The organism is Enterobacter mori LMG 25706 (genome assembly GCF_000211415.1).
GTDB classification, from domain to species: domain Bacteria; phylum Pseudomonadota; class Gammaproteobacteria; order Enterobacterales; family Enterobacteriaceae; genus Enterobacter; species Enterobacter mori.
Genome location: NZ_GL890782.1, coordinates 29,983 through 41,674, shown reverse-complemented (window position 1 = coordinate 41,674; position 11,692 = coordinate 29,983). Strand labels below are relative to the sequence as shown.

At 56.0% G+C, this 11,692-nt stretch carries 9 protein-coding genes and 1 pseudogene; 7 read left to right on the top strand and 3 right to left on the bottom strand.

The window, feature by feature from the left end; all coding sequences use genetic code 11:
- Positions 1-45: 45 nt before the first annotated feature.
- The 4 genes from ENTMO_RS0122945 to araD are packed head-to-tail and all read left to right on the top strand — an operon-like array spanning position 46 to position 3,753.
- Entirely contained in the window at positions 46-1,551 is a 1,506-nt protein-coding gene (locus tag ENTMO_RS0122945) for an FGGY-family carbohydrate kinase (protein ID WP_029485223.1), read from the top strand.
- The gene (ulaD, locus tag ENTMO_RS0122940) at positions 1,548-2,201 is read left to right on the top strand and encodes a 3-keto-L-gulonate-6-phosphate decarboxylase UlaD (RefSeq protein ID WP_010436721.1); all 654 of its coding nucleotides are present in this window, start codon (positions 1,548-1,550) and stop codon (positions 2,199-2,201) included. Before ENTMO_RS0122945 ends, ulaD begins: the two co-directional genes overlap by 4 nt.
- 2 nt (positions 2,202-2,203) lie before the next feature.
- Positions 2,204-3,064, top strand: coding sequence for an L-ribulose-5-phosphate 3-epimerase (locus ENTMO_RS0122935; RefSeq protein ID WP_010436719.1), 861 nt, complete (start codon positions 2,204-2,206; stop codon positions 3,062-3,064).
- Positions 3,058-3,753, top strand: coding sequence for an L-ribulose-5-phosphate 4-epimerase (gene araD, locus ENTMO_RS0122930; RefSeq protein ID WP_010436717.1), 696 nt, complete (start codon positions 3,058-3,060; stop codon positions 3,751-3,753). The genes ENTMO_RS0122935 and araD overlap by 7 nt, the downstream gene beginning before the upstream one ends.
- On the opposite strand, the gene ENTMO_RS0122925 is transcribed toward araD, so the two are convergent.
- Positions 3,754-4,572 (bottom strand): helix-turn-helix domain-containing protein, encoded by an 819-nt coding sequence (locus ENTMO_RS0122925; RefSeq protein WP_010436715.1) that lies wholly within the window; start codon positions 4,570-4,572, stop codon positions 3,754-3,756.
- 225 nt (positions 4,573-4,797) lie between these two features.
- Here ENTMO_RS0122925 and ENTMO_RS24485 point away from each other — a divergent pair.
- Together ENTMO_RS24485 and ENTMO_RS0122915 are read left to right on the top strand one after the other, a co-directional pair.
- Positions 4,798-6,198 (top strand): annotated as a pseudogene (locus ENTMO_RS24485) (MFS transporter).
- Positions 6,199-6,208: 10 nt separating this feature from the next.
- On the top strand, positions 6,209-8,158 hold the full coding sequence (locus ENTMO_RS0122915) for a glycoside hydrolase family 127 protein (protein ID WP_010436712.1): 1,950 nt from the start codon (positions 6,209-6,211) through the stop codon (positions 8,156-8,158).
- Between the two features lie 107 nt (positions 8,159-8,265).
- Here ENTMO_RS0122915 and ENTMO_RS0122910 read toward each other — a convergent pair whose 3' ends face one another.
- Positions 8,266-9,006: a MipA/OmpV family protein gene (locus ENTMO_RS0122910; RefSeq protein ID WP_010436710.1), complete on the bottom strand. Its 741-nt coding sequence runs from the start codon at positions 9,004-9,006 to the stop codon at positions 8,266-8,268.
- Positions 9,007-9,123: 117 nt separating this feature from the next.
- On the opposite strand from ENTMO_RS0122910, the gene ENTMO_RS0122905 reads away from it, so the two are divergent.
- The gene (locus ENTMO_RS0122905; RefSeq protein WP_010436707.1) at positions 9,124-10,089 is read left to right on the top strand and encodes a LysR family transcriptional regulator; all 966 of its coding nucleotides are present in this window, start codon (positions 9,124-9,126) and stop codon (positions 10,087-10,089) included.
- Here ENTMO_RS0122905 and exaC read toward each other — a convergent pair.
- A complete protein-coding gene (exaC, locus tag ENTMO_RS0122900; RefSeq protein WP_010436704.1) occupies positions 10,086-11,624 on the bottom strand; it encodes an acetaldehyde dehydrogenase ExaC in 1,539 nt (512 codons plus the stop codon). The genes ENTMO_RS0122905 and exaC overlap by 4 nt on opposite strands.
- Positions 11,625-11,692 lie beyond the last annotated feature (68 nt).

The following is an 11,692-nucleotide window of genomic DNA, read 5'->3' as shown; positions in this document are numbered from 1 at the left end:
AGGCCGGGTAAGCGAAGCGCCACCCGGCAATTAAGTGAGATGAAGATGAGTGAAAAAGAGCCCTTCTGGCTGGGTATCGATTGTGGCGGTACTTATCTGAAAGCCGGTTTATACAACAGCCAGGGCAAGGAAATCTGTATCGAGCGCCGCTCCGTTGCCACGCTCAGCCCGCGCGCAGGTTACGCGGAGCGGGATATGCCCCAGCTCTGGCAGCACTGCTACATTACCGTCGCCACGCTGCTCAAACATTCAGGCATCGACGGAGAGCAGATCAAAGGCGTCGGCATTTCTGCTCAGGGCAAGGGACTGTTTCTGCTCGATAAACAAGACCAACCGCTGGGCAACGCCATGCTCTCCTCAGACCGCCGGGCGCTGGAGATCGTGCAGCGCTGGCAGCAGGACGGCATTCCCGAAAAGCTCTATCCGCATACGCGCCAGACCCTGTGGACAGGGCACCCGGCCTCACTCCTGCGCTGGGTGAAAGAGAACGAGCCGCAGCGGTATCAGCAGATAGGCTGCGTGATGATGGCGCACGACTATCTACGCTGGTGTCTGACCGGCGTGAAGGGCTGCGAGGAGAGCAACATCTCCGAGTCCAACCTCTACAACATGAATACCGGGCAGTACGATCCCCAGCTCACGCGCTGGCTCGGTATCAGCGAAATTGACGGCGCCCTGCCGCCGATTGTCGGTTCAGCAGAAATTTGCGGGGAAATCACCCCTCAGGCAGCCGCGCTTACCGGTCTCGCGGCGGGCACGCCCGTCGTTGGTGGACTGTTTGATGTGGTTTCCACCGCGATCTGCGCCGGGCTGCACGACGAACACACGCTGAATGCCGTCATGGGTACCTGGGCCGTCACCAGCGGGATCGCCAATGCGCTTCGCGATAACGAGCCGTTCCCCTATGTGTATGGCCGTTACGTCCACCCGCAGCAGTACATCGTTCATGAAGCCAGCCCGACGTCATCCGGCAATCTTGAGTGGCTCACTGCCCAATGGGGCGACATGTCATTCGATGAGATCAACCATGCCGTCGCCAGCCTGCCGAAAGCGGAAAGCGAGGTGTTCTTCCTGCCGTTCCTCTACGGCAGCAACGCCGGGCTGGAAATGACCAGTGGTTTTTACGGCATGCAGGCGCTGCATACCCGCGCGCATCTTCTGCAGGCCGTTTACGAGGGCGTAGTGTTCAGCCACATGACCCACCTCAACCGCATGCTTGAGCGTTTTACCCAGGTGCAGGCGCTGCGCGTCACGGGTGGCCCGACCCATTCGGACGTGTGGATGCAAATGCTCGCCGACGTCAGCGGGCTGGCGATTGAGCTGCCGCAGGTGGAAGAGACCGGCTGCTCCGGCGCGGCGCTGGCGGCGCTGGTAGGCACTGGCGTCTACCCCGATTTCCACGCTGCGCAGCGCACCCTCAAACACGACATTCGGGTGATTGAACCCGACATGCGCGCCCATGCGGCCTACCAGCGCAAATATCACCGTTACCAGTTACTGATTTCAGCACTTCAGGACTATCACGCCCGTATTAAGGAGTACGACCTATGAGCCGACCATTACTGCAGCTGGCGCTCGACCATACCTCACTTCAGGCCGCCCAGCGCGACGTCGCGGCGCTTTCAGATCACGTTGATATCGTCGAAGCGGGCACCATTTTGTGCCTGACCGAAGGGCTGAGCGCCGTACGCGCCCTGCGCAAACAGTGCCCGGATAAAATCATCGTGGCGGACTGGAAAGTCGCCGATGCCGGAGAAACGCTGGCTGAGCAGGCGTTTGGCGCGGGCGCGAACTGGATGACCATCATCTGCGCCGCCCCGCTGGCAACCGTTGAGCGAGGCCACGAGGTCGCACTGCGCTGCGGGGGAGAAATCCAGATGGAGCTGTTTGGCAACTGGACGCTGGACGACGCGCGCGCGTGGCATCGCGTTGGCGTGAAGCAGGCTATCTACCACCGCGGGCGCGACGCGCAGGCCAGCGGTCAGCAGTGGGGCGAAGCGGATCTCGCGAAAATGAAAGCGCTCTCCGACATCGGTTTGCAGCTTTCGATTACCGGCGGTATTACCCCTGCCGACCTGCCGCTGTTTAAGCAGATCAACGTAAAAGCGTTTATTGCAGGACGCGCGCTGGCAGGCGCCGCTAATCCGCCGCAGGTGGCACAGGCATTCCGTTCGCAAATCCGCGACATCTGGGGAGCGTAACCATGCGTCAACATCCGTTAGGTATTTACGAAAAAGCGCTGTCGAAAGATCTCTCCTGGCCGGAACGCCTGGTGCTTGCGAAAAGCTGCGGGTTCGATTTTGTTGAGATGTCAGTCGACGAGACCGACGAGCGTTTGTCACGCCTCGAGTGGAGCACCACGCAGCGCGCTTCGCTGGTTGAAGCAATGCTTGAAACCGGCGTGGCGATCCCATCGATGTGTCTTTCTGCCCACCGCCGTTTTCCCTTTGGCAGCCGGGATGAAACCGTGCGCCAACGCGCCCGCGAGATCATGACCAAAGCCATCAGGCTGGCGCGTGACTTAGGCATTCGCACCATCCAGCTCGCGGGTTATGACGTTTATTACGAAGAACATGATGAAGGCACGCAGCAGCGCTTTGCCGAAGGGCTGGCGTGGGCCGTCGAACAGGCCGCCGCCGCGCAGGTGATGCTGGCGGTGGAGATCATGGACACCGCGTTTATGAACTCCATCAGCAAGTGGAAAAAGTGGGACGACATGCTCGCCTCGCCGTGGTTCAGCGTTTACCCGGATGTCGGCAATCTGAGCGCGTGGGGCAACGACGTCACCGCCGAGCTGACGCTGGGCATTGACCGCATTGCGGCAATTCACCTGAAAGACACCCAGCCCGTCACCGCACAAAGTCCCGGACAGTTCCGCGACGTGCCGTTTGGAGAAGGCTGTGTCGATTTCGTTGGCGTGTTTAACACGCTGAATAAGCTGAACTATCGCGGCGCGTTTCTGATTGAAATGTGGACTGAAAAAGCAAAAGAGCCGGTGCTGGAAATCATCCAGGCGCGCCGCTGGATTGAAGCCCGTATGCAGGAAGGAGGCATGACATGTTAGAACAACTCAAAGCCGAGGTGTTGGCGGCAAACCTGGCGCTGCCCGCCCACCAACTGGTGACCTTCACCTGGGGCAACGTCAGCGCGGTGGATCGCGAAAGCGGCCTGATGGTGATCAAGCCGTCCGGCGTGGAGTACGACGTTATGACGGCGAAGGATATGGTGGTGGTGAATATCGCCACCGGCCAGGTGGTTGAAGGCAGCAAAAAGCCCTCTTCAGACACGCCGACCCGCCTCGCGCTGTACCGCCGTTACCCGGAGATTGGCGGCATCGTGCATACCCACTCCCGCCACGCTACCATCTGGTCGCAGGCGGGCCAGGATTTACCGGCGTGGGGCACAACGCACGCAGACTATTTCTACGGGGCGATCCCCTGCACGCGACGGATGACCACGGCTGAAATCGCGGGCGAGTACGAATACCAGACGGGTGAAGTGATCATTAACACCTTTGAGGAGCGCGACTTAAGTCCGATGCAGATCCCGGCAGTATTGGTGCACTCCCACGGTCCGTTCGCCTGGGGTAAAGACGCTGCCGATGCGGTCCACAATGCCGTGGTACTGGAAGAGTGCGCCTATATGGGCCTGTTCTCACGCCAGCTTGCGCCGCAGTTACCGGTTATGCAGCAGGAATTGCTGGATAAACATTATCTGCGCAAGCACGGGGCGAATGCCTATTACGGCCAATGATCAGCCGGAATTGATATGCTCTTTACAGTACCGCCGTTTCCAGACGGCGGGGGTTAATCCCGTATGTTTTGAAAATATCTGCCGAAAATAGCCCACGTCATTAAAGCCGCAGCGGGTTGCCACTTCGGTGAGGGAGGCAGAGCCATCCAGCAACAGCTTTTCCGCTGCCCTGACGCGCTGGCGATGTATCGCCTCCGTCAGGGTTAAATGGAAAGTCCGGCGAAATACGCGCCCGAGATAATCGGCATTGCAGTGTAATGCTTTTGCCAGCTGCGACGTTGAAAGCGGTAAATGAAACTGCGTGCGAATAAGCTGCTTCGCCTTCCACGCCATCGCCGCACCGGCTTCATCTGCACTGTCCTCATAGCCTGAAGAATGGGATACTTGTTGCAAAATAAGTAATAAAATCATCTCCAGCGCCACGCTTCGCTGTAATTTCTCCTGCTCGCTGAGAAACTGCCGAAATAGCGCAATGACATATTGTGCATCCCTTACGCGACAGTGCTGTTCTATTGCCAGAGGGGCAGCATTGGGTAACGTTGCATCTGGCGTTTCAACCTCGAAATGGAGCCAGTAAAAGCGCAGGTCAGCCGGGAAATCCTCCACGCCGACATGCCGACGGCCCGGCCAGAGAAGTAAACTTTCTCCCGCGTGAACCTCAAAAATACGCTGTTCCTCCTGAATCGTTAATGTCCCTTTTTCGACAAATATAATCTCCCATGATGTTAATTTTCGCGCAGGATGGCGACCCACGCCCCGGGAGATAAATAATCCACCATTTTGGACCTTAATCGGAAGCGCTATGGATAATTCAAGCATGGATATTCACCATTCCGCTTTTATTGCCGTTGATATTCAAATTACTCTTTGATTATTAATCAATATTCGAATAACTGTCCGATCGGAATCACATTTTTATCATCAGGTCGGAATCGTCATCTTTTTATACTTTTCCCTTCCCTTGTTGGCCTTTCCGTTCGGTGCAGAATAAATGAGTACCTTGCACAAATACGATAATAAATTCGATTACTGAGGAGTTACTTCATGACTTCCACACCGATTACAGAATCAGACGTGACACAAGGGGCAACAGATAGCCACTTGTCCGTCCGCGAAAAAATTGGCTACGGCCTGGGTGATGCGGGCGGTACGGTGATTACCTGCCTGATCATGAATTTTCTGACCTTCTTCTATACCGATATTTTTGGTCTGACGCCTGCGCTCGTTGGCACGCTCTTTATTGCCTTGCGCGTATTTGACGCCATTGCCGATCCGGTAATGGGCATTATTGCCGACCGCACGCAAAGCCGCTGGGGACGTTTTCGCCCGTGGCAGCTGTGGGTCGCCTTCCCGATCGGAGTTATCGGCGTGCTGACCTTCACCGTTCCGGAAGCCAGCATGGGCGTGAAAATCGCGTGGGCATTCGGCACTTATCTGCTGTTGTCCGTTGGCTATACCGCCATCAACGTTCCCTACTGCGCGCTGATCAACACCATGACGACCCGTCACAATGAGGTGATCTCCTGCCAGTCATGGCGCTTTGTACTCTGCGGCGTTGCGGGCTTCCTGGTCTCGGTCGGTCTGCCGTGGCTGGTCGCGGAGCTGGGCCAGGGCAATGCCGCAAAAGGTTACCAGCTTGGCGTTGGGGTGCTGTGCGCTGTCGCCGTGGTGATGTTCCTGTGCTGCTTCTTCTGGGTACGCGAGCGCGTCCCGCTGGCGCTGATGGGCAAATTCACCCTGCGTGAGCATCTGGCCGGTTTGCGTAAAAACGATCAGCTGCTGCTGATGCTGGTGATGTCGTTCCTGCTGATCAATGTCTTCAACATTCGAGGCGGCGGGTATATGTACTTCATCACCTACGTGCTGCAGGGCAGTACCACGTATACCTCGCTGTTTTTCACCATGGTGACCTTTGCCGCCATTCTGGGCGCGGTGATCGTCAGCCCGCTGTCGCGCCGTATTGATACCGTCAAACTCTACTACTACACCAACCTGGTCCTCGCCGCGCTCGCGGTGGGAATGTGGTTCCTGCCAGGCGGCCCGGCGTATCAGACCCTCTGGCTGATCGTCATTTTGAGCAACGGCGTCATCCTCGGGTTTACCCTGCCGCTGCACTTCTCGCTGATGGCGTTTGCCGACGACTACGGCGAGTGGAAAACCGGCGTGCGTTCGTCGGGGATGAACTTCGCCTTCAACCTGTTTTTCATCAAGCTTGCGTGGGCGTCCAGCGCCGGGATCATCAGCCTGGTGTTTATCACTGTCGCCTACCAGCCAGGCGCGGGCAATCAGACGCCTGCTTGACTGCAGGGCATCACCGCCATGGAGACGCTGCTGCCTGCCCTTTTTCATCTGCTGCTGGCCGTCTCTATCCGCGGGTGCAGACTCAACAACCCTATGATGTCGCGCATTGCAACCGATCTGCGCCAGCGTCACATACCCTCCTGAGGAGAACACGATGTCCATTATGGAAGCCGATCTGCACAAACTGAAAATTAACGACCCGTTTCTCGGGCAGTATCAACGGCTGGTGCGTGAGGTGGTGATCCCCTACCAGTGGGATGCGCTAAACGACCGCGTGACGGAAGCCGAACCCAGCCACGCCATCACCAACTTCCGCATTGCGGCGGGCCTGGAGCAAGGCGATTTCTACGGCATGGTATTTCAGGACAGCGACGTCGCGAAATGGCTCGAAGCCGTGGCGTGGTCGCTGTGCCAGAAACCGGATGCTGAACTGGAAAAAACCGCCGACGAGGTGATTGCGCTGGTCGCGGCGGCGCAATGTGACGATGGCTATCTCAACACGTACTTTACGGTGAAAGCGCCCAACGAGCGCTGGACGAATCTGGCCGAATGCCACGAGCTGTACTGCGCCGGGCATATGATTGAAGCGGGTGTGGCGTACTTCCAGGGCACAGGGAAACGCCATCTGCTGGATGTTGTCTGCAGGCTAGCGGACCATATTGACAGCGTGTTTGGCCCCGGCGAAAACCAGCTACACGGTTATCCGGGCCACCCGGAAATCGAGCTGGCGCTGATGAGGCTTTACGACATCACGCAGGAGCCCCGCTATCTCACGCTGGTGAAATATTTCATCGAACAACGCGGTGTGCAGCCTCACTTTTATGATATCGAATACGAGAAACGCGGCAGAACATCATACTGGAACACCTATGGCCCTGCCTGGATGGTCAAGGACAAAGCCTACAGCCAGGCGCATCAGCCGCTTTCTGAACAACAAACGGCCATCGGCCACGCGGTGCGTTTTGTCTACCTGATGGCGGGCATGGCGCATCTGGCGCGCCTGAGCCATGACGAGGGTAAACGGCAGGACTGTCTGCGGCTGTGGAAAAATATGGCGCAGCGCCAGCTGTACATTACCGGTGGAATCGGCTCGCAAAGCAGCGGCGAGGCATTCAGCAGCGATTACGATCTGCCCAACGATACGGTGTATGCCGAAAGCTGTGCCTCCATCGGCCTGATGATGTTTGCCCGCAGGATGCTGGAGATGGAGGCCGACGGCCACTACGCCGACGTGATGGAGCGCGCGTTATACAACACGGTACTGGGCGGAATGGCGCTGGACGGTAAGCATTTCTTTTATGTGAATCCGCTGGAAGTGCACCCGAAAACGCTGGCGTTCAACCATATCTTCGATCATGTGAAACCCGTCCGCCAGCGCTGGTTTGGCTGCGCCTGTTGCCCGCCGAATATCGCCCGCGTGCTGACCTCGCTGGGGCACTACATTTATACCGTCCGCCAGGATGCGCTTTTTATTAACCTTTACGTGGGCAACGATGTCGCCATACCGGTTGGCGACGAAACCCTGGCGCTGCGAATTAGCGGTAACTATCCGTGGCATGAACAGGTAAAAATCGACATTACCTCGACTGCTCCCGTCACGCATACGCTCGCCCTGCGGCTGCCGGACTGGGGCGCCACGCCTGACGTTTTATTAAATGGTGAAGCGGTAACGGGCGAGATCTCCCGTGGATACCTTTATCTGACCCGCAGCTGGCAGGAGGGTGACGTCATTACGCTAACGTTACCTATGCCGGTTCGCCGGGTGTATGGCAACCCACAGGTCCGCCAGCAGGCGGGGAAAGTCGCCCTGCAGCGCGGACCGCTGGTTTACTGCCTGGAAGAGGCCGATAACGGTGCCAATCTTCATCACCTTTCTCTGCCTGAAAACAGCGAATTCAGAGTCTTTGAAGGGAAAGGGATTTTCGCGCACAAGATGCTGATACAGGCAGAGGGGATTGGGTGTCACGTGAAGGATACAGATGCGCTGTGGCAGTACGATCGCTCGCCGGTACAACGTCAGCCCCAGATGCTGACCTTTATTCCCTGGTTTAGCTGGGCTAACCGGGGAGAGGGGGGAATGCGGATATGGGTGGATGAAGCATAATTAACTGCGGTTAGCTGCCCGGTGGCGCTGCGCTTACCGGGCCTACGATCTGCCTCCATGCCCTATGTAGGCCGGGTAAGGCAGAGCCGCCACCCGGCTTTAGGTTATCAGAAACGCCAGGTCAGGCCGGTCATCAGCGCGAAGCTGTCGTCGCGGTCAATCATCGGACTGTTCTTCACGTCGTCAGGCAACACGGTGTAGACCGCGCTGGCATTCAGGTACAGGTTCTGGGTTAATTGATATTTTGCCGCCAGGCCAACGTATGGCGTCCAGGTGTCGCCTGCGGTGTATTCATCCAGACCTGAGCGGCGAGACTCGCTGCCAGACACGCCGTAGTAGTAGTCGTTATAGCTTTCATCGCTGTAGAAAATGCCCACAGAAGGCGTCAGCGTCAGGCGTTCCATGCGGATTGGGCGGAAGTAAGAAATTTCACCCACCACGCCGCCGCTTTCATCCATCGCGTCACCGGAAACGGCAAATTTCAGGGAACCCCATTTTTCATGGTGGTAGTACGCGCCGCCGAGGAATGCCGAAGCTTTACGCTCATCAAGATGCTTCATCTGATGATCGTCATTGTCATCCGGGTCGAAATGCAGCGGCATCCAGGATGCGGTCAGGCTGAATTCATTCTTACTGTCTTTCCACAGGATCCATCCTCCCGTGGTTTGACGCACATAGAAGTTATCGCCTTCGTAGCTAATTAACGGTACAGCGGTGGTATTTTCGTTATACCCTTTGTAAGGCGACTCGTTAAATACCGCCCCCGCCCCTAGTGAAAAGTCGCCAGCCATTACCGATGATGTCGAAAATAATGCGGCAGCGATGAGTAAATTATATTTAACAGTCATTCTATGTAATCCATTTAAACGCCGAACAAGCGAGGCGCATAATAATGGTTACAAATTTGCCAAAGCAACGCTGCCGTTTATATAATACTATATATAAAATCATATAGATGGGCGTGCATGATGAATAGCTTGCAGTTGAAACCGCGTGAATTAAAAATTATTTCCGTCATCGCCGCCACCCACAGTATTGGCGATGCCGCTGCCCTGCTGGGGATGGCACAGGCCAATGTCAGCAAATATTTGTCCGATTTTGAAACCCGCGTTGGACTCAAGGTGTTTGAACGTACGACACGCCAGCTGGCGCTGACGCAATTCGGTGAGGCGTTGCTGCCTTATGTGAATGCCACACTGGATAAAAATAGCCAACTCATTAATTTTATTGCCGATTATAAACATGAAAAACGCGGCAAAGTGACGATTTACGCCCCGACAGGTATCGTGACCTATCTGGCGCGTCATGTGATCCATAAGATTGAAGAGATTGGTGATATTCGCCTGTCGTTAAAAACCTATAACCTTGATCGGAACGAGTTTTCCGACGGTGTGACGTTTCCAGACGATTGCGACATTCTCATTACTTACGCCCAGCCAAAAGATGAAAACCTGGTCGCCAGCGTGCTGACAAAATATTCCGTCACCGCATTTGCCAGCAAAGAGTATTTAACTAAACACCCCATTAAAGGGCCGGAAGACTTAATAAATCATTCGTGTATATTAATAGACTCGATGTTAGTAGATGATGCCAACATCTGGCGTTTCCGCGTACACGGCAGTGAAGAGGCGCAAGACTATAAAGTGACCGGGAATTATATTTGTGATAATACGCAGACGGCGCTTGAACTGGCTCGAAATAATCTTGGTATTGTCTTCGCGCCAAAAGAAAGTCTAAAAAAAGAACTGACGCATGGCATGCTGGTCCCCTGTTTCCCACATCAGGAAGAGTGGTGGCTCGATCTGACAGCAATATTCCGCAAGCGCGAATATCAGCCCTGGCGCGTACAATATGTTCTGGACGGTGTACTGAACTGCCTGCGCCAGCAAATCAATCAGGCCGTCCAGGGACGGCCTGATTTAGGTACCTAAAACAGGCCCAGCGGTTTATCGGAATAGCTGACCAGCAGACATTTAGTCTGCTGGTAATGTTCCAGCATCATTTTGTGGGTTTCTCGCCCAATACCCGACTGCTTGTAACCACCAAATGCCGCATGCGCCGGATAGGCGTGATAGCAGTTGGTCCAAACGCGTCCGGCCTGAATACCGCGCCCCATTTTGTAAGCCAGATTTCCGTTACGGCTCCAGACGCCCGCCCCCAGGCCATACGGCGTATCGTTAGCAATCTCCAGCGCCTCCTCCATGGTTTTGAAGGTCGTTACGGCCAGCACAGGTCCGAAAATTTCCTCCTGGAAGACGCGCATGTTGTTTTGACCGGACAGGATTGTCGGTTCAAGGTAGTAACCCTCCTGCAGATCCCCCCCCAGCACCTTACGGCGGCCACCGGTCAGGACCTCTGCGCCCTCTTTCTTACCTATATCTATGTAATTAAGAATGGTTTCCAGCTGCCCGTGCGACACCTGCGCGCCCATCTGCGTGACGTTATCGAGCGGGTTACCGCTACGAATCGACTCCACGCGACGGATTGCCCGCTCCATAAAGCGCTCATAAATGGACTCCTGCACTAGCGCGCGGCTTGGACAGGTGCACACTTCCCCCTGGTTGAAGGCAAACAGCGCAAATCCTTCCAGCGCTTTATCAAAGAACGCGTCCTCTTCATCCATAACGTCAGCGAAGAAGATGTTCGGGGATTTTCCGCCCAACTCCAGCGTCACCGGGATGATGTTCTGGGTCGCATACTGCATGATTTGCTGGCCCACTTCCGTCGACCCGGTAAACGCCACCTTAGCGATGCGTTTTGAGGTGGCGAGATATTCCCCAATCTCGCCCCCGGCGCCGTTGACGACGTTAATGACGCCTGGCGGCAGCAGGTCTCCAATCACCTCCATCAACAGCAGCACCGACAACGGGGTTAAACGCGCCGGTTTGAGCACGATGCAGTTCCCGGCCGCCAGCGCGGGCGCCATTTTCCAGCTCGCCATCAGCAGCGGGAAGTTCCACGGGATGATTTGCCCCACCACACCCAGCGGCTCGTGGAAATGGTACGCCACGGTGTCTTTATCAACTTCACTTATTCCCCCCTCCTGGGCACGAATACAGGAGGCAAAATAACGGAAATGGTCAATCGCCAGCGGCACATCTGCCGCCATGGTTTCACGGATCGGTTTGCCGTTGTCCCAGGTTTCAGCCGTGGCTAACAGCTCCAGATTCTGCTCCATCCGGTCGGCGATTTTGAACAACATCGTGGCTCTGTCCTGAACGGAAGTCTGCCCCCATTTATCTTTAGCTCTGTGCGCTGCATCCAGCGCCAGGTCGATATCGCGCTTGCCGGAGCTGGCTATCTCGCACAGCGGCTGGCCAGTGACGGGCGTGAGGTTGGAATAGTATTCACCGTCGACGGGGGCCACCCAGTCGCCGCCAATAAAGTTGTCATAACGGGGCTTCAGCTTGAGGGGAAAACCATACTCGCCAGGCTGGATACGTGATGAGGGAGGATTGTTTGTCATGACCGTCTCCTTGCTGTTGGTGTACAACAAGGGTAGCTCCCGCTGGCGATTTTCTCGCCAACCGGTGA